General features: G+C 38.6%; 18 protein-coding genes and 8 tRNA genes. 2 read left to right on the top strand and 24 right to left on the bottom strand.

Annotated features, from left to right (window positions below):
* Positions 1-86 precede the first annotated feature (86 nt).
* From ACJ004_RS26450 to ACJ004_RS26415, 8 genes are all read right to left on the bottom strand, one after another.
* Complete coding sequence (locus tag ACJ004_RS26450) at positions 87-1,508, bottom strand: PTS mannitol transporter subunit IIBC (protein ID WP_410896090.1); 1,422 nt, start codon at positions 1,506-1,508, stop codon at positions 87-89.
* A 213-nt stretch (positions 1,509-1,721) separates the two neighbouring features.
* Complete coding sequence (locus ACJ004_RS26445) at positions 1,722-2,207, bottom strand: CBO0543 family protein (protein ID WP_410896089.1); 486 nt, start codon at positions 2,205-2,207, stop codon at positions 1,722-1,724.
* 107 nt (positions 2,208-2,314) lie between these two features.
* On the bottom strand, positions 2,315-2,923 hold the full coding sequence (locus ACJ004_RS26440) for an alpha/beta hydrolase (protein WP_410896088.1): 609 nt from the start codon (positions 2,921-2,923) through the stop codon (positions 2,315-2,317).
* Complete coding sequence (locus tag ACJ004_RS26435) at positions 2,923-3,867, bottom strand: ring-cleaving dioxygenase (RefSeq protein WP_410896087.1); 945 nt, start codon at positions 3,865-3,867, stop codon at positions 2,923-2,925. The genes ACJ004_RS26440 and ACJ004_RS26435 overlap by 1 nt, the downstream gene beginning before the upstream one ends.
* Before the next feature lie 39 nt (positions 3,868-3,906).
* Positions 3,907-4,515 carry a flavin reductase family protein gene (locus ACJ004_RS26430; RefSeq protein ID WP_410896086.1) on the bottom strand — a complete coding sequence of 203 codons (609 nt, stop codon included), beginning with the start codon at positions 4,513-4,515 and terminating at the stop codon, positions 3,907-3,909.
* A gap of 1 nt (position 4,516) precedes the next feature.
* On the bottom strand, positions 4,517-5,476 hold the full coding sequence (locus tag ACJ004_RS26425; RefSeq protein ID WP_410896085.1) for a ring-cleaving dioxygenase: 960 nt from the start codon (positions 5,474-5,476) through the stop codon (positions 4,517-4,519).
* Between the two features lie 120 nt (positions 5,477-5,596).
* Positions 5,597-5,995: a DoxX family protein gene (locus tag ACJ004_RS26420; RefSeq protein WP_410896084.1), complete on the bottom strand. Its 399-nt coding sequence runs from the start codon at positions 5,993-5,995 to the stop codon at positions 5,597-5,599.
* A gap of 141 nt (positions 5,996-6,136) precedes the next feature.
* On the bottom strand, positions 6,137-7,033 hold the full coding sequence (locus ACJ004_RS26415) for a LysR family transcriptional regulator (RefSeq protein ID WP_410896083.1): 897 nt from the start codon (positions 7,031-7,033) through the stop codon (positions 6,137-6,139).
* 191 nt (positions 7,034-7,224) lie between these two features.
* Here ACJ004_RS26415 and ACJ004_RS26410 point away from each other — a divergent pair, with 191 nt between their 5' ends.
* A complete protein-coding gene (locus ACJ004_RS26410) occupies positions 7,225-7,863 on the top strand; it encodes a chromate transporter (RefSeq protein WP_410896082.1) in 639 nt (212 codons plus the stop codon).
* Positions 7,864-7,882: 19 nt separating this feature from the next.
* Complete coding sequence (locus ACJ004_RS26405) at positions 7,883-8,425, top strand: chromate transporter (RefSeq protein ID WP_410896081.1); 543 nt, start codon at positions 7,883-7,885, stop codon at positions 8,423-8,425.
* 210 nt (positions 8,426-8,635) lie between these two features.
* On the opposite strand, the gene ACJ004_RS26400 is transcribed toward ACJ004_RS26405, so the two are convergent.
* The 16 genes from ACJ004_RS26400 to ACJ004_RS26325 form a co-directional block, all read right to left on the bottom strand.
* Positions 8,636-9,670: a DUF3231 family protein gene (locus ACJ004_RS26400; protein ID WP_410896080.1), complete on the bottom strand. Its 1,035-nt coding sequence runs from the start codon at positions 9,668-9,670 to the stop codon at positions 8,636-8,638.
* A gap of 129 nt (positions 9,671-9,799) precedes the next feature.
* On the bottom strand, positions 9,800-11,602 hold the full coding sequence (gene glmS, locus ACJ004_RS26395; RefSeq protein WP_410896079.1) for a glutamine--fructose-6-phosphate transaminase (isomerizing): 1,803 nt from the start codon (positions 11,600-11,602) through the stop codon (positions 9,800-9,802).
* 498 nt (positions 11,603-12,100) lie between these two features.
* Positions 12,101-13,450 carry a phosphoglucosamine mutase gene (glmM, locus tag ACJ004_RS26390; RefSeq protein WP_410896078.1) on the bottom strand — a complete coding sequence of 450 codons (1,350 nt, stop codon included), beginning with the start codon at positions 13,448-13,450 and terminating at the stop codon, positions 12,101-12,103.
* A 38-nt stretch (positions 13,451-13,488) separates the two neighbouring features.
* Positions 13,489-14,718, bottom strand: a complete 1,230-nt coding sequence (locus tag ACJ004_RS26385) for a CdaR family protein (protein WP_410896077.1) — start codon at positions 14,716-14,718, stop codon at positions 13,489-13,491.
* A complete protein-coding gene (gene cdaA, locus ACJ004_RS26380; protein ID WP_410896076.1) occupies positions 14,711-15,538 on the bottom strand; it encodes a diadenylate cyclase CdaA in 828 nt (275 codons plus the stop codon). The genes ACJ004_RS26385 and cdaA overlap by 8 nt, the downstream gene beginning before the upstream one ends.
* Before the next feature lie 128 nt (positions 15,539-15,666).
* Positions 15,667-16,293 carry a zf-HC2 domain-containing protein gene (locus ACJ004_RS26375; protein WP_410896075.1) on the bottom strand — a complete coding sequence of 209 codons (627 nt, stop codon included), beginning with the start codon at positions 16,291-16,293 and terminating at the stop codon, positions 15,667-15,669.
* An 18-nt stretch (positions 16,294-16,311) separates the two neighbouring features.
* On the bottom strand, positions 16,312-16,875 hold the full coding sequence (sigW, locus tag ACJ004_RS26370) for an RNA polymerase sigma factor SigW (RefSeq protein WP_410896074.1): 564 nt from the start codon (positions 16,873-16,875) through the stop codon (positions 16,312-16,314).
* A 176-nt stretch (positions 16,876-17,051) separates the two neighbouring features.
* Positions 17,052-17,948 carry an arginase gene (gene rocF, locus ACJ004_RS26365; protein ID WP_410896073.1) on the bottom strand — a complete coding sequence of 299 codons (897 nt, stop codon included), beginning with the start codon at positions 17,946-17,948 and terminating at the stop codon, positions 17,052-17,054.
* A 276-nt stretch (positions 17,949-18,224) separates the two neighbouring features.
* Positions 18,225-18,297 (bottom strand) — tRNA-Lys (locus tag ACJ004_RS26360).
* 2 nt (positions 18,298-18,299) lie between these two features.
* Positions 18,300-18,374: transfer RNA gene (locus ACJ004_RS26355), tRNA-Gln, on the bottom strand.
* A 48-nt stretch (positions 18,375-18,422) separates the two neighbouring features.
* A tRNA-Tyr gene (locus tag ACJ004_RS26350) sits at positions 18,423-18,507 on the bottom strand.
* A 22-nt stretch (positions 18,508-18,529) separates the two neighbouring features.
* A tRNA-Thr gene (locus tag ACJ004_RS26345) sits at positions 18,530-18,602 on the bottom strand.
* A gap of 66 nt (positions 18,603-18,668) precedes the next feature.
* A tRNA-Val gene (locus ACJ004_RS26340) sits at positions 18,669-18,744 on the bottom strand.
* 38 nt (positions 18,745-18,782) lie between these two features.
* Positions 18,783-18,857 (bottom strand) — tRNA-Glu (locus ACJ004_RS26335).
* A gap of 21 nt (positions 18,858-18,878) precedes the next feature.
* Positions 18,879-18,951: transfer RNA gene (locus ACJ004_RS26330), tRNA-Thr, on the bottom strand.
* A 27-nt stretch (positions 18,952-18,978) separates the two neighbouring features.
* Positions 18,979-19,053, bottom strand: a tRNA-Asn gene (locus ACJ004_RS26325).
* Between the last annotated feature and the right edge of the window lie 62 nt (positions 19,054-19,115).

Genomic DNA, 19,115 nt, shown 5'->3' with positions numbered 1-19,115 from the left:
GAGGATAATTAGAGTTAGTCATATGAATTGTTGACATGATTAAAATAAACAAAAAACCTAGCACGTGGCTAGGCTCATTGTTTTCATTATTTCTTTAAAGCTTCAACTAATTCATCATAACGAGGACTATTTAAGAAATTTTCTACTGAAATATGTTTGGCATTTGGAAGTTTTGCTATCGCACGGTCCGTTAAATCCTTGTGCGTTACAACAACATCCGCATCACTTGGTAAATTATTAATCGCGGTATTAATAACTGTTACATCTATACCAGCTTTTTTCATTTTGTTTCTAAGAATAGAAGCTCCCATTGCACTTGAGCCCATACCTGCATCACAAGCAAAGACAACTTTATTAACCATTTCTGAACTAATAGGCTTTTCATTTACAAGCACGGAAGAAACAGAACTTTTCTTTCCTTTCATTTCTTCCATTTTTGCTGTTGCAGAAGATAAATCTTCTTCCTCTTCCGTTGACTTACTTGTTTTTAGAATCAATGCGGCAACTGCAAATGAAACAGCTGTTGCTACGATTACGCCGGCGAGTGTTGCAAAGTAACCGCCTTTTGGTGTCATCGCAAGGAGGGCAAAGATACTACCAGGTGATGGAGCTGCTACAAGACCTGCATCAAGAAGGTTGAATGTGAATACACCACTGATACCACCAGCCATAGCTGCAAAGATTAACATAGGTTTCATTAAGATATATGGGAAGTAAATTTCATGAATACCACCCAAGAAGTGAATAATAACGGCACCAGGTGCTGTTTGTTTTGCTGTCCCTTTACCAAATAACATAAAGGCTAAAAGGATCCCTAAACCAGGACCAGGGTTTGTTTCTAGTAAGAAAAGAATAGATTTTCCTGCTTTTGTTGCTTGTTCAATTCCTAATGGGCTTAAGATCCCATGGTTAATAGCATTATTTAAGAACAATACCTTTGCTGGCTCAATAAAGATGTTTGCTAATGGTAACATATTATGGTCGATAATAAATTGTACGCCATTTGCTAAGACTTTACTTAATCCTTCAACTACTGGACCGACGCCTTTATAGGCTAATAACGTTAAAGCACCGCCTAGAATACCGGCAGAAAAGTTATTCACTAGCATTTCAAAGCCAGATTTGATTTTTCCATGAAGCAGCTGATCAAGTTTCTTAATGAGGTATCCCCCGATAGGCCCCATAATCATGGCTCCTAAGAACATCGGGATATCCGTTCCGACGATAACACCCATTGTTGCTGTCGCACCAACGACTCCACCACGAATATCATAAACCATTCTACCACCGGTAAAACCAATTAACAGCGGCAGTAAGAATGTGATCATCGGCCCAACTAATTTAGCTAAATCTTCATTTGGTAACCAACCAGTTGGAATAAATAGTGCAGTAATAAATCCCCAAGCAATAAAAGCGCCGATATTCGGCATAACCATGCCACTTAGATAACTGCCAAATTTTTGTATTTTTACTTTAACATCTACTTTATCATTAACTTTTTCAGTCATTATCTATTGTCCCCCTCAATCATTAATTTGTTGAACTTTGTATCTTAATAATAAAGCGTTTACACACTCATTTCTATTTTTACAAAAATGCATTTTGTCATAGTGATTGTTGACATCATTTATTTTTTTCTTCCAAAACAAAAAAAATCGAAGAACCACCCGGCTGGACGACAGGGTATTCTTCGATATGCTAAAAGACAAATAAGGCAGGTACTATGAAGCGTTGTAACCAGTATTCTTAAACTTATCTAATTTTTTTAATAATCCAACCAAACCTCTAATTGTTAACAAAGTAAAGCTACAACTTCCAAAAGTATGGAACGGCGTCCATCTTTTCCACTTAAATAATCTAGAATTCTTTTCAAAGTACCATTGACCGATACTCATCGGAACACTAAATATCAAACTTTTCAAAAGAATTTTACTTAAATTATCATTATAAGACAGTTTAACCCAGAGAACACTTAAGAGCGGAAAAAACAAAATATCATAAATGATGTTGGTCTTAAAAATTTTTGAAAAAGGACGAACCGGATATTCTAGTCTTTTGGTTCCAACAACATACGCATCGATCAAAGTCGCAATAACACCTTTTGAGAAAAAAATAACAAGATTTTCTCTCATTTTTGAACCTTTGAATAAAAATGGCAAGGAAACGATACACAAAGCTGTTAGTAGATTTAATAATTTTTTCTCCACAAAAAAACATCCTTCCAAAAGGATTCAATCTCGACACTAATTAATTTTCCCATCCAAATAAATATTATCCTCTTTTACTACCAAAAAACTAACCGGAGAATTTCCGATTAGTTTTTTAAATTTTGATACCAGCTTGCTGCGGCTTCGACTTCTGTGGCAGTTAATTGATGGCCTCTATTCTCCCAATGAAGTTCTACCTTCGCATGTGCCTTTTCTAATAACGATTGTAATTCAGCCGATTCTATTGGCGAGCAGATCGGATCATTTGTCCCCGCAGTAATATACACAGATTTACCTGATAAGTCAGGAAGCTCAATACCTTTCCTTGGTACCATCGGATGATGAAGAATCGCCCCCTTTAAGGCATTTTGATAGTGAAATAATAAACTCGCTGCGATATTTGCTCCATTTGAATAACCGATGGCCATAATATTATCTCGTTCAAAACTATACTTTTCTGACGCTTCATCAAGAAACTCGTTTAATTCTTTTGTTCGGAAAATAAGGTCTTCTTCATCAAAGACTCCTTCAGCTAATCTTCTGAAGAATCTTGGCATTCCATTTTCTAATACATTACCACGCACGCTTAAAAAGTTCGCCTCATCGTCAATTCTTCCCGCAAGAGGTATCAAATCTAATTCATTGCCACCCGTACCATGAAGCAATAATAACGTTGGTTTTGTTGGATCCGTTCCTTTATTAAATATATGTTTCATTATTTATCTCCCTCCAGAACACGAACCTCCACATGAGGTAAGGTTTCCTCTAATTTTTCTCTTTCTGATTCTAACCAAGATGGTAACATGAGCTTTTTTCCAAGACCAGTTACTGGTTCATCCGCTGAAAAGCCAGGTGGGTCGGTTGCTATTTCAAAGAGGATCCCTCCTCCTTCATGGAAATAAAGGGCTTTGAAGTAGTTTCGGTCAAGAATCTCTGTCGGATAATACCCTTTCTCTAAGAGAAGAGATCTCCACCTTTGATGATCTTCATCATCCTTTGCTCTCCACGCGATATGGTGAACCGTTCCTGCTCCCATCAGCCCTCGGACTGAAGGATTTAAATGAATGTCAATGGTATTTCCGAGCGGTCCTTCCGATTTAAATCTAAGAAATTCCTTTTCTTGTCCCATACATTCTAATCCCAATATATTTTCTAACACGTCGGTAGTTTTATGTGGCTGTGCAGAAAAAAGAACAGCACCGCCAAACCCTTTAATGGCATTTTCCGCTTGAACTCTCCCAAAGTCCCAAGTATTCGTTGGTCCTTCCTCTCGTTCAGTCAGTTCAAGTTGGAGTCCGTCTGGATCATTAAATTTTAAATATGTCTCACCAAAGCGATTGGATGAAGTAAATTCAACACCAAATTTTCTTAATCGATTCTCCCAAAAATGAGCCGAGCCCTTTGGTATAATGTAGCTGATCACTCCAACCTGACCTGTTCCAATTCGACCTTTTAGCTGTTTAGCCCAGGGGAAGAAAGTAATGACAGTACCTGGCTGCCCTGTTTCATTCCCAAAATAAAGATGGTACACTTCCGGACGATCGAAATTAATCGTTTTTTTAACGAGCCTTAACCCAAGTACACCTGCATAAAAGTCAATATTCCTTTGTGCATCGTTTACCATCGCTGAAATATGATGAATGCCAGCTGTATTTTGCATTTCTTCCCCTCCAATTGATCAATGGAATTTTATTAGGAACTATTTAGGTCTTTCGATTTCAAACATCTCGCCAATTTTTGCATAACTATTGCCTGCCAATCGGCTTACCGCAGCTAAGCCCCTTGGATTTATTCTTCCATTTTCATAAATGTCGCTTTCGATATAAAATTGAACTACTTTTCCGATGATCAGATCACAACCTGGCGTATCCATACCACCCAATTCTAAGGAATGCTCTAATAAACATTCCATCCTAATTTTCGCTTCCTTCACTCCAGGAACTGAAATTTTCGTACTTTCTACTGGAGTTAAGTTTGCTAACTCTATTTCACTTTGATCAGGAGGAAGATTTGCAGCAGTTTTATTTATTTTTTCAACATTTTGTTCGTCAACGATATGGACGACAAATTCCTTGGATTCAATGATGTTTCTCGCAGTATCCTTCTGTCTCCCCTCCGAGCGTTGAATGGATAATGAAATCATCGGGGGGTTGGATGATACGATATTAAAATAACTAAATGGCGCGCCATTTAAAATGCCATCTCTTGAAATCGTTGTGACAAAAGCAATCGGTCTAGGTATGACGCTTCCTATTAGAAATTTATAAATTTCTCTTTCAGACATTGAGGCGGGATCGATTGAAAGCAAATTAATCAGTCCTTTTCATAAAATCATCTAGTTCTCTTACTTCAAATGGAAGCAAAGCCTGCTCAATTTGTGCTCTATGGGATTCATAATGTGATGGTAACATCAACTTTTCACCCATTGTCTCTTGTGATTCATCATGAGCAAATCCTGGGGGATCTGTCGCAATTTCAAATAAGATTTCCCCGTGCTCTCTGAAGTAAATCGCATTAAAATAATTTCTGTCCTTGACGGGAGTGACACCATACCCATTGGAGGCAACATATTTTTGCCAATCCAACTGATCCTTATCATCGATAGCCCGCCATGCAATGTGGTGTACTGTTCCCACACCCATTTGTCCGCGTCCAATTGAAGTTAATTTAAGGTCAATAATATTCCCAATATCAGCAGTGGAACGGTAACGAGCGAAATCTTCTTCTTTACCGATTAATTCAAGTCCCATTACTTTTTCCAACAATTCTGCTGTTTTGTCAGGTTGGGTAGATAATAGAGTTGCTCCGCCAAAACCTTTGATGGCAACATCCGGTGATACTCCTCCGAAGGTCCATGAATTGATTTCCCCTTCTTCTCTTTCAACAATTTCCAAGTGAAGTCCATGCGGGTCATCAAATTCTAAATATTGTTCTCCAAAGCGTTCCATTTTAGTAAAAGGAACATGGAACTTTTCTAGTCTTTGTTCCCAAGATCCCATAGCACCTTTCGGAACAACATATGATGTGACTCCTACTTGGCCGTCACCAATGATCCCTTGACGAGCTCCTGCCCATGGGAAGAAGGTAATAATTGTTCCTGGCTTACCTCCTTCATTCCCGAAATAAAGGTGATACGTACCTGGATCATCGAAATTAACCGTTTGCTTGACTAACCGTAACCCCAATACTCCTGCGTAGAAATCTACGTTCTCTTGTGGATGACCAACAATTGCTGTGATATGATGAATCCCCATTGTTTTCTTACCCATTTTTTTACACTCCTTTTTCATGTAATATCCGTTTTTTAAAGTCATTTGATACCTTACTACTTCAATAATGAACGTCATTTACCCTTTTATTTAATTTAAGATTCTCTAATTCGAGATATTTTAGAATAAAAGTGCATCAAGTGCATATTGACCGGGACCGATTAAGGCTATCCCAATTGCCACTGCAAGTAATGTTAGATTATATTCATAACCATTAGATGTGGACCATAATCCGTTTGGAGCATGCACCTTAACAATAGCCATTACCATGGTTCCTGCAATCAAAATACCTGCAAGTGGTGTTAGAAGGCCTAACGCAAACAAGATTCCCCCGATCAGTTCTGCCAATCCTGCGAAAAGAGCCATGGTTACTCCTGGTTTCATGCCAATGGATTCGAACCATCCACCTGTACCTTTTAATCCATAACCGCCAAACCACCCAAACAATTTCTGAGCACCGTGTCCCACGAATAATATACCTATGACCAACCGAATTATTAATAAGCCAATATTTATCATTTTAAAATCCTCCTATATGTTTTTATCTTGAATTAAAATATCTTGAATCTGAGATAATAATAATACGGATAAACCTTCATGTCAATACCTTTTTTATGAAATCCAATTGAAACATATTGAAAATTGCCTTAACGGGTCAAATTAATTTAAAAAGTGTTTCCTTTGAATAAATTCAACAAAACTAGATATTCCACTGCTAGGAAATCTTTGCGTTTTTTTTACCAGCCATAAATTTCTTTTGATATTTACTCCTGTCATTTTTATTTCATTTAAAAATCCTTGTTCCAGTTCCCTGGCCACTGTCAGCCTTGGCAGGATACTCACGCCAAGTCCGGCCTCTACTGTACTTTTAATAGCTTGTGTACTGCCTATCTCCATATAGCTTTCAATTCTGTCTAACACCCCATAATCCCTTAACGCACTTTCAACTATTAATCGTGTTCCGGACATTGATTCTCGCCAAATCATTCGTTCATTTGCCAGCTCTTCAATATTGATCTCTGTTCTCCCCCTCCACGGGTGATCAGATGGATAGACAAGAACTAATTCATCCTCAGCAAATTTTTCTACATTAAAATTTTTACTTTCAACTATACCCTCTACCAATGCTAAATCGATTACACCATTTGTTAATTCTTCTAACACACTTGGTGTGTTTTTTATGGTTAACGTAACTTTTATTTCTGGTGATTGTTTTTTAAAACTACCCAATAAACTTGGTAATAAATACTCACCAATCGTCAAGGAAGCACCTACCCGGAGGCTGACATTTGACTCGCCAATGACCTGCTTAATCACTTCTTTAGATCGGTTGAAATCATTAACGATTGCTTTTGCAAAAGGATATAGCAGTCTTCCTGTCTCTGTCACTGTCATCTTTCCTTCTGATCGGTCAAACAACAGGGTTCCGTAATAATTCTCCAATTGATGAATCTGCCTTGTTACGCCAGGCTGAGACACATAACTTAATCGTGCTGCCTGGCTTATGCTGCCTTCATCTACAACCAAACAAAACATTTTCAAGTTTTCTATATTCAATAAAATCATCCCCAATAATTGAAATGCTCTTTATACTATGATAGTACCATACAAATTTTCGAGAAAAGTTTTCTTATTTATAATAATCTGTTATACCCCATGCCATTCTTGCAATTTACCTTTTCTCCTTCTCCTGATAACGTAATGTATAAGAACAAATACGCGATTACTATTGTTTGTAATATATAACCATGAAGGAAGGCAATAAGATGGGAAAAGAATGGAAAATGACACTTCAAATTTTTTGGACTTTTTTTAAAATTGGCCCCGTCACTTTTGGTGGGGGATTCGCCATGATCCCATTAATAGAGAAAGAAGTTGTAGATAGACGAAATTGGTTAAAAAGAGAAGATATTACTGATATTTTTGCCTTAGCTCAATCCGTGCCCGGCGCTGTTGCCATTAATTCGGCAACATTTATAGGAAAAAGAATGGGCGGGATTAAAGGTGCAATCGCCGCAATGCTTGGTGTTTCCTTGCCGACCTTTTTAATTGTCCTTTTTCTTGGGGCTATGTACAGTTTATTTCAGGATAATCCCAAAGTAGAGGCTGCCTTCCTAGCGATTCGAGCTTCCATCGTTGCTCTCATCGTATATGCGGCTATCAAGACTGGGAAAACAGCGATTGTTGATAAATCTACCTTTGGGCTATTTGTGATCGGGGTTCCTGTTCTTTTCTTTATTCATCCTATATTAGTAATTCTAGCGGGTGCTGTATCAGGAATTATATTGACCAATATAAAAGAAAAGTTGGGTTACAAAGTCAACACTAACAAACAGCAGGAGAAGGAAATCAATGACATTGATTTTTTCATGGGCTCAGGAATTTAAGTAGGAAGGACTAAAACTTATGATATATTGGGAACTTTTCAAAACGTTTTTTGTCGTTGGCTTAGTGTCTTTCGGCGGAGGATATGCTATTATGCCAGCCATAGAACTAGGGGTCATTGAGCATGGATGGATGACTACCCAAGAGTTTACTAACATTATCGCAGTTGCTGGAATGTCTCCTGGGCCAATTACTGCCAATAGTGCTATTCTTGTTGGATATTTTACTGCTGGCATTACAGGTTCCATCATTTCTGCCCTGGGAATCTTGCTTCCATCTATCATTCTAGTTCTTATTGTAGCAACGTTTTTTCTTAAGCTTAATCATTACCCAATCGTAAATTCCATGTTTTACGGCCTAAGACCTATAGTAACTGGTTTAATACTATATGCAGCAATCAGGTTTGCCCTTTCAAATAATATCATTAGCCCCAATTTTACATGGCATGTATTGAGCCTATTGCTTATCTTTGGATTGTCGCTTGTCGCCCTAATGAAATTCCGATGGCACCCCGCATATATAATCGTACTTTCTGGATTAGTAGGCATTGCGCTCTATTCCTAAATTGAGCAGCTTAATTGCCGTGCCATTACTGATATTCCCATGATTAGAAATTAAACAAGCTTCTGCCATTCGTCTCCATCCCCTTTTATTTACCGTTTTTATATAATCGTAATGATGGTGATACTGCGATTTTATGAAACAAGTATGGTAACGGACCAACAGAAAAAAGCTATACTTCTTATTGAAGTATAGCTAATCAATCGTGACGAACTAATCAGAAGCTAATTTATCTCTATCTGCTGCATTCGGTGCTTGTTCAAACCAGCCTTTCTCAATCATTATTTTTGATGCTTCTTGAATAAAAGCTGTAATTTTCATTAATGATTTAGTATAAAGTAATCCAATATCGTGCCTTCCGTTTACTGCTACTGAATTTCCAAAAGCTCTTATTTTCATACTAAACATATCTATTTTGTGGTATAGCATGATCTTATCCGAAAAAGGTGAAAAAGTAGATGATGTTACTAAATCGTCATGAGAAGATGGTGAAGGTAAATTTTCATCATGTAGCATTTGCATATAACGTTGGATATTTGCAGCTGTCATATCTCTGCCTTTTTCAAACAATTCCTTAATTTTTTTATCCTTTGCAACCTGTGCAAAAGCCATAATGAGTGCCTTACTCGTTACATTATTTTCAATATTATCGTAAAAATGGGTAATCTCTAAAGCATGCATTGGTCTTACATGACCAAAGTAACCATTTAAAAAATCCTGATGAACAAATTCCACCTTTTCAGGAACGGGAATTAATGGCGGCTTAATGATCAGCCCTTTACTCATCAATATTTCTTTGATTTGCTCCATTAGATCCATAGTACAATCCATACAATATCTAAAAAATGCTTCGACATCTTTCCTATATACAAGTGGTATTGCGACACCATAAATACTCATGCCCGCTTTTGCCGTATATTTTAGATAATGGACATAGAATTCATCCTGGAATAAACGAGGAGCACCTAAATTTACATCTTCTTGTGAAAACCCTTTAGGAATAGGGAAATTTTCTTTGCTGAAAATTTCTGTCGTTATTTTCAAAAATTCTTCGCTTAATTTCAAAGCATTTTCTACTAAGGTTTTAATATCCTCATCCTCAACGTGCTGAAGAAAATAGCTTAAAATGTATTTTGCCATATCGTTTCCCATGTATGTCGCCCAAAGTTTACCCATTTCTGCAGATGTTAATTTTTCTGTTATGCTTGTTTTATTTGAACCTAATTTAATTGGTTTAATCGTTTGCATGATTTCACCCTACATTTCATTTTTTTCTTAGTTTTTTCCTCCTTCGAATTTATATTCTAAATTTAAATTTTATAAAAAAAAGACCCAAACTAAAATATAGTTAGGGTCCTTAATGTTGACTTTTTACGCTTACTCAACGGTTACCGATTTAGCAAGATTACGTGGTTTATCCACGTCGCAATCACGGTGAAGTGCAGCGTAATAAGCAATTAATTGCATAGGTATGACAGAGATAAGTGGTGTTAATAATTCATGTACTTCTGGGATGACGAAGCTATCTTCGTCCATATTTAAGCCCTTCATTGAAATGATACAAGTGTTTGCTCCACGAGCAGCCACTTCTTTCACATTTCCACGGATGCTTAAGTTGACACTTTCTTGTGTGGCAAGAGCGATGACAGGTGTGCCCTCTTCGATTAAGGCAATGGTTCCGTGTTTTAATTCTCCGCCAGCAAAGCCTTCCGCTTGAATATAAGAAATTTCTTTCAGCTTCAAAGCACCTTCTAAGCCAACATAATAGTCAACCCCGCGGCCAATGAAGAAAGCATTCCGCGTTACGGCTAAGAATTCTCTTGAAATGTGCTCTATCAACTCTTTAGAATCACAAAGCACTTCCATTGCATTTGCGATAATTCCTAGTTCATGGACCAGATCCATATCAACAGAGATGTTTTGTCTCTTTGCTGTTACTTCAGCAAGAATAGCCAGCACGGCTAGTTGTGCAGTATAGGCTTTAGAAGAAGCAACGGCAATTTCAGGACCTGCATGAAGCAAGAGTGTATAATCCGCTTCACGAGAAAGAGTTGAACCAGGAACGTTTGTAATTGTTAAAGTTGGGTAACCCATTTCTTTCACTTTAACAAGCACGGCACGGCTGTCGGCTGTTTCTCCACTTTGTGAAATGAAAATAAACAACGGCTTTTTCGTTAAAAGCGGCATATTGTAAACAAACTCACTAGCAATGTGAACTTCTACAGGAATTTTAGCAATGTTTTCAATGAACTGCTTACCTACGAGTCCGGCATGATAAGAGGTTCCAGCAGCTACAATGTAAATCCGGTCTGATTCATTTACGGCTGCAATGATATCCTCTGCAATCGTCAATTCACCCTGAGCATTTTGGTACGTTTGAATAATCTTACGCATCACAAGCGGCTGCTCATCAATCTCTTTTAACATGTAATGCGGGTACGTACCCTTTTCAATGTCACTAGCATCAAGTTCGGCAGTATATGGCTCACGGCTGATGATTTCACCGTTTAGATTTTGAATGATTACTTCATTTTTAGAAACAAGAACAATCTCTTTGTCCACTAATTCAAGGTACTGATTCGTTACTTGAAGCATTGCCATGGCGTCGCTGGCAACCACATTAAAGTCAGTTCCTAGTCCAACTAGAAGCGGGCTTTTGTTTTTGGCCACATAAATGGTTTCATTGTCTTGGGCGTCTAATAAGGCAAGAGCATATGACCCATGTAAAAGCGTTAGCGTTTTACGGAATGCCTCTAAAACCTCTAATCCTTCTTTGACAAATAACTCAATCATCTGAACAATAACTTCTGTATCCGTTTCGCTGGTGAACGTGATACCTGCTAAATATTCACGCTTTAAAAGATCATAGTTCTCAATTACTCCGTTATGAACAAGTGTAAACCGACCAGATCCACTTTGATGCGGATGTGAATTTACCTTGCTAGGGACACCATGTGTTGCCCAACGAGTATGACCAATTCCGATATTGGCCGAAACATTTTCATCCACAATTTGGCGTAAATCAGCAATACGACCTTTTTCTTTAAAAACATGAACACCGTTATCGTTCATTACAGCTATACCTGCTGAATCATAACCTCTATACTCAAGCTTTTCTAAACCTTTTAATAAAATTTCTTTTGTATCATTATTTCCGATATATCCTACAATTCCACACATTTTCTGTTCCTCCCTGATATAGGGGGCAAGAAAGTTTTGGAGGCTTATGCTTGCCCCCTTATCTCTGTTTTATTAGGTATCTGTCTATACCTGTTGAAACATTACTGTTAGTATGCGCATTCTCTTCTCTTTGTGCACAGAGTTGCCTCTGCGTTTTAAAGAAGAAATTTTCGGTTGTGCGTCTCAACCGGGAGGTATCCGCCGAACATTTCGATACTCCTCCTCCTCGTCAACTAACCCACCGCATGTGGTTAGTCCAGGCGCTTTTTTTTTAAATAAATTCTCTCACTACCCACCTTTCCTTAAAATTATGCAGTAATTTGCTTTAAAAAAACAAAGCAAATTAATACTACTATGATTACGGACTCCCGTCAACCAAAATCAGGAATATCCCACCAATTATACATAATAAAATATGCATAAAAGAACGAATTGTTCCCATATGCATATAAGAAAGGCTTCAGCCCCTAGGCGCTGAAGCCAGACAAATGGATGTTATTATTCCTTTAATTCCATTTCTTCTTTGACCACTGCAACAATTCGGTTGACATAGGATTCACATAATTCCTCCGTCGGTGCCTCTGCCATGACACGGACAAGTGGCTCCGTACCCGAAGGTCGCACAAGGATTCTACCGTCTCCAGCCATTTCAGCTTCAACTTGCTCAATAACCTCTTTTACTCTTTCATTATCGGTTACATGATGCTTGTCAGTGACCCTTACATTGACAAGCTTTTGTGGGAATTTCTTCATTTCACCAGCCAGCTCAGATAATGGCTTTCCAGTTACCTTCATAATATTGACTAACTGCAGCCCTGATAATAATCCATCACCTGTGGTGTTATAATCTAAGAAAATAATATGACCTGACTGTTCCCCCCCAAGATTGAAACCATTTTTCTTCATTTCTTCAACAACATAGCGGTCACCTACAGCTGTTGCGACACTCTGGATCCCATGAGTCTCAAGTGCCTTATAGAAACCGAGATTACTCATAACGGTTGATACAATCGTTCCATGCTTTAGGCGGCCCTGTTCTTTCATATACTTCCCACAGATGTACATGATTTGATCGCCGTCCACAATGGCACCATTTTCATCAATGGCGATTAAACGGTCACCATCACCGTCAAATGAAAGACCCACATCAGCACCTTTTTCTTGAACGACAGCTGCTAATGCTTCAGGGTGTGTTGAACCAACACCAGCATTGATATTTAAACCATTCGGAGATGCTCCCATTGTTGAGAGATCAGCATCCAGATCAGCAAATAAATGGGCTGCTAACGACGACGTTGCCCCATGCGCACAATCTAAGGCAATATGGATTCCTGAAAACTCTTCATCGACTGTATTTTTCAAGTATTGCAGGTACTTTTGGCCGCCCTCGAAATAATCTATAACTTGACCCAGATCAGCACCCACTGGACGAGGAAGCTGGTCGTCAGGTAAATCGATTAGTTCCTCAATTTCTAACTCCTGCTCATCAGAAAGCTTAAAGCCATCGGGGCCAAAAAATTTAATTCCATTATCCGCTACCGGATTATGTGAAGCAGAAATCATGACTCCTGCTTGGGCACCTAATGCTTTTGTTAAAAATGAAACACCTGGGGTAGAAATAACCCCCAATCGCATTACTTCCGCTCCAATCGATAATAACCCTGCCACAAGGGCTCCTTCTAACATATGTCCAGATACACGGGTATCGCGTCCGATGAGGACTTTGGGACGATCCTTATCCTTTGTTAAAACATATCCGCCATAGCGGCCTAGTTTAAAAGCTAGCTCCGGTGTTAATTCACTATTTGCTACTCCACGTACCCCATCGGTACCGAAATATTTTCCCATTTTAAAAATCTCTCCTTCAACATGTGCATTGCTCGATATTATGCATTATTTTTATTAATTGTAATTTTCGCTGATGATTTCGTCGGTTTCATTTTTAGGTCAGGGGGACCTTCAACATGAATGTCTACATCATGCTCCCCTTCATCAAGGTCTGACAAATCAATATAGACATTAAAGTCCTTAGGCTTAACACGAGTAACTGCAGTAGCAGGTCCATTAACAAGGATGTCAATCATCTGATTCCCAGGATCATTAATGGTTGCTTCATATTCATCCGGTAATCCTTTAATGGTTACAGGTACATCCGAAATGGTTTTTTCTTCTTGCTTTTTGACCACAACCGTTGCTTTCACCGTTTGTGGGGTAACCTTTGTGATCCCATTAGATATGATGACAGGTAATGTAAGTGTAGTATTATCAGTAATTTTACTAAGATCAACTTCCACACGGACCTTTTCGGTCTTATCAAGAACAGTCTCACTCCCGAAAATGGTCGCTTCTTTTTCATCGATATCAATCGATTCAATTGTCACACCCTCTGGGGCAGTTCCATTTCTAACAATATTGATTGGCACAGTCTTACTATTAACTTTTACTGGGATAGTAATTTCAACTGTATCAGGTTCCACTTTTACGTTTAACTTATTTAAATCTTTGTCGAGTACCTGGATGTCAGCATCTTCAGTAATACTTTCTCTCAGTTTATTTTTTTCCTCAAGAACTGCCTTTACATAAGTAATCCGGTCGATGACACTTTTTGCCCCGGTAATCTTTACATTATCTGGCTTAACAACAGGTTGTCCGGCTGAATACCCCTCTTCAATTTGACCCGTATTATATTCTGCTTCTACCTTAAATTCCTTTGTGATTTTTTCTTGGACCGAAACATTCACGCTGGATGGTTTCACCGTTGCCGTTAATTTGTCAGACAGATTTCTTACTTTTAACTTTACTTTCTGTTTTCCCACTTTAGCCTTTGTTAAATCGACATACACTTCAAAATTCTTTAATGCCTTCGCAGACTGGATGTGTGTTAATGGGCCTTTTAAGGTTATTTCAACCTTGCTCGGAATGCCAGATACGACTAAATTTTCCGTATCATAATAAACATTGACTGGAATATTCGTAATCGTTGCCGTAGACTGTTCTCCTGGAACATTCACATCGGTTATTTTTTTCCCAGTATGCGGTACAGAAGAATATAGAAGAACAGCTAATACCAAGGCAAGAATTTTTATAAACCAAGGATTATCCATCAATTTATCCATTATTTTTTCCCCTCCAGTTCCAACGAGCTGAAGAAGCTTGTTTCAGTTTAATGTTAATTAACAGTTCACTCGTAAGTAATTCTTTTAATTCGTCAAGATTTATTCCGCGGTGAAGCTCTCCATTCTTTGTTAGCGAGATATTCCCCGTCTCTTCCGACACAATGACAGTTATACTATCTGTAACTTCGCTGATACCTAATGCCGCCCGATGCCTTGTTCCTAATTCCTTCGAAATAAACGGGCTTTCAGATAAAGGAAGATAGCATGCGGCAGCAGCGACACTGTTTTTCTGGATAATTACTGCACCATCATGAAGCGGTGTATTCGGGATAAAGATATTAATGAGCAATTCAGAAGAAACATTTGAATTTAACTGGATCCCTGTTTCGATGTAATCGCCCATTCCTGTTTCTCTTTCAATCGAGATTAATGCCCCTATACGGCGTTTTGCCATATAATCAGTTGCCTTCACAATTGCTTCAACCGTTTTTTCTGGAGCTTCATCATCCTGCGTACTGCTTCTCGAAAAGAACTTCCCTCTGCCTAATTGCTCAAGGGCTCTTCTAAGCTCCGGCTGAAAAATGATAATAATCGCAAGAAACCCGTATGTTATCGCCTGTTCCATCATCCAGCTTAACGTTTGGAAGCCTAGAAACTCGCTGACCACTCTGACTAGAAGAATAACGAGAATGCCTTTTAATAATTGAACAGCCTTCGTTCCTCTAATTACATTGATCAACTTGTAAATGACATACCAAACGAGGACAATATCAACAATACTAGCTAAATACTTCCATAGTTCGAAATCAGCAAACGGCATTGTTTTTCCTCCGTAATTTTCTTTAACACATATACAGTACAATCTATTTATTATAACATAAATACCACTTGTACCTATTATATGTACCTGAGTAAAAAAACAAATCACCCAGTCCGAGTGATTTGTTTTTATTTAGTTTCCGGTTGTTCGTCAAAAATTTGAACAACATCTTGTGTGGTCTTTTTAATATGGTACCAAATCCAATCAAACACTTCATTTACTTCATCAATTTGCCCGGTAACATGTCCTGCGGAGGCCAAATACTTTTCACCATTGATGACGGTCACATTACCTTGGACCTCACCTTCAATTTTCAATTTGCCATTTCGGACGATGACATCGCCTTTAACGGTTTCCCCTTTTGGAACGATTACCGTATTATTTTGAACCACTAAGTTTTTTTGCTTTGTTACGGAAAACTCGTGATCTTCATTCCAAGTGGAAATGAGACTGCCCATCATTAAAATGAGAAATAGTGAGGCCGCAGCAAGCATGGGATGGTTTTTCAACCAACGCTGCACCCATATCTTTCTCTTCTCTTTTGGTAACCGAGCCAAAACGTTAGCGGTAAAATCATCAGGAGCTTGCATATGAGAGATGCTTTTAACAAAAGCAATCGTCTTAGTTAATTCATTAAATATCATTTCGCAATCTTTACAACTCTGGAGGTGTTCTCTTAGAGTACGTTCTTGTTCGGGTGTAATTTCTTCATCTAAAAACTCATGCATTAGTTCGATGATTTGCTCTGGACACATTGACAGTTTCACCTCTCATCACACATATCGTAATTGTTGTCTTAACGCTTCCCGGCCACGGTGAATTCTCGTTTTAACCGTCCCTAGGGGTAAGTCAAGAATTTCACTAATCTCATTTAAGGACAACTCTTCCATGTATTTTAATACGATCGCTGACCTATATTTGTCGGGCAGCTTTAAGATCTCTTTTTGGACGGTCTCCTGCAGTTCTAAACTTTCTAACTCTGTCTCAGGCAGCGGCGTATTTGAAGGAATCTGTGAATACATTGTTAGTCCCTCTGTCCCTGCAACTTCTGCGTCTAAATAATGATCCGGTTTCTTTTTACGCAGTCGGTCAATACAGAGATTGGTTGCAATTCGAAACAGCCAGGTTGAAAATTTTAAATCTTGGTTAAATGATTTGATATTAACATAGGCACGAATAAAAGCTTCCTGTGCAATATCCTCTGCCTCATGACGATTTCCTAGCATGCGGAAACAAAGTTGATAAATACTATTTTTATATATTTCAACAATTTCACCAAAGGCATCCTGATCACCCTTGATTACTTGTTTTATTCTCTTTTTTATTATTGCGTCCATTAAGTACCTCAGCTCCATTGCTGCTAACCGATAATACGTATCGATAGCAGAAAAGTTTCGTTTATAACGAAAAAAACTTCGCGATACCTTTAATATTAACAAAAATTAGCTAAAAGGTTTAATAATAAGCAGAAAATAAAAAAACAGCTGCACAGATGATCTGCAGCTGCTTATTTTTATAATAATTTTTCTCCGAATAATGATCCCATCAACTCAACAGCTACTCTAGCTGTTTTATTTTTTTCATCTAAAATCGGATTAACTTCAACAAATTCTGCGGAGGTAATAATTTTTGATTCTTCTAACATCTCCATGGCAAGATGACTTTCTCGGTAACTGATTCCACCAATAACTGGTGTGCCAACGCCTGGAGCATCATTTGGGTCTAATCCATCTAAATCAAGTGATAAGTGGACACCATCTGTCTTTTCCTTTAAGTAAGCGATGGTTTCCTCCATTACTTTAGCCATTCCCATCCGGTCAATTTCATGCATGGTATAGACTTTGATACCAACTTCTTTTATTAAATCTTTTTCTCCATCATCGAGCGCTCTTGCACCAATAATGACTACATTTTCAGGTTTTACTTTTGGACCATAGCCACCTATATCGGTTAACATGCTGTGTCCTAACCCAATACTAACGGCAAGAGGCATTCCATGGATATTACCCGATGGGCTTGTCTCGGCCGTATTAAGATCGCCATGCGCATCATACCAGATGACTCCAAGATTCTTATAATGTTTCGATACACCAGCTAAAGTACCAATTGCAATACTATGATCTCCGCCCAGCACAAGTGGAAATGCACCAGACTCCACAGCAGCATCTACTTTTTCAGCAAGCATAGCACTTTTTTCAGCAACTAAATCTAAATTTCGCAAATTAGATTCTTTATCTACTACTACTTCAGGTCTTCCAACTGGAATATCTCCTAAATCATGTACTTCATCAAATAACGGCTTTAGTCGTTCAACCATCCCAGCATAACGAATAGCACTCGGCCCCATGTCAACCCCACGTCTCATTTGACCTAAATCCATCGGCATCCCAATTATTGAAAGCTTGTTCATATTATTTCCTCCTACCCCATTATGTATCCTATTTTAACCGCTTTCATACTGATGACTCAACTCGACAAAATTATGTATATATATACGGACCCAGAAGCAGAAGCGCTTTGTACAAGGGCTGGAGCCGATTCAGAAAACTATTTTAATTTTTCCACAATAAATTAATTCATAATTTTCTACAAAAAAAACCTTAAACCAATGATTGGCTTAAGGTTAAATAGCGAAAAGAATAAAGGACCCTGGATAATATATCCAAAGTCCTTTGCTGTTATTATATGAGCCATGAAGGACTCGAACCTTCGACCCTCTGATTAAAAGTCAGATGCTCTACCAACTGAGCTAATGGCTCTCTGGCTGGGCTAGCTGGATTTGAACCAACGCATGTCGCAGTCAAAGTGCGATGCCTTACCGCTTGGCTATAGCCCAATAATTATATGATAATATCTAGTATGTCCAACTCTTTTAAAAATATAATGGTGGAGGGGGACGGATTCGAACCGCCGAACCCGGAGGGAGCGGATTTACAGTCCGCCGCGTTTAGCCACTTCGCTACCCCTCCATATTAATTTTAAAAAAGAAAGTGCCGGCGAGAGGACTTGAACCCCCAACCTACTGATTACAAGTCAGTTGCTCTACCAATTGAGCTACCCCGGCAAATAGGTATAAAAAATATTAAATTTATACATGAAACGTCAACATGTAGTTAACATAATAAGATTATGGTGGAGGATGACGGGATCGAACCGCCGACCCTCTGCTTGTAAGGCAGATGCTCTCCCAGCTGAGCTAATCCTCCACAAAAATGAAAGTTATTTTTACTAACGTAAAAAACTTTGGTGACCCCTACGGGACTCGAACCCGTGTTACCTCCGTGAAAGGGAGGTGTCTTAACCGCTTGACCAAGGGGCCATACTATTATTAAAATAGGTAAGCTTCCAAGCGGGCTCGAACCGCTGACCTCTTCCTTACCATGGAAGTGCTCTACCTACTGAGCTATGGAAGCATAGCTAAATATTAGTTTACATAAAAATGGCTCCGCAGGTAGGACTCGAACCTACGACCGATCGGTTAACAGCCGATAGCTCTACCACTGAGCTACTGCGGAACAATACTATAACAGCCTGGCAACGTCCTACTCTCACAGGGACGCGTGTCCCAACTACCATC

This window comes from Neobacillus sp. 204 (genome assembly GCF_046562815.1).
Taxonomy (GTDB): Bacteria; Bacillota; Bacilli; order Bacillales; family Cytobacillaceae; genus Neobacillus.
This window is presented reverse-complemented; position numbering and strand designations above follow the sequence as displayed.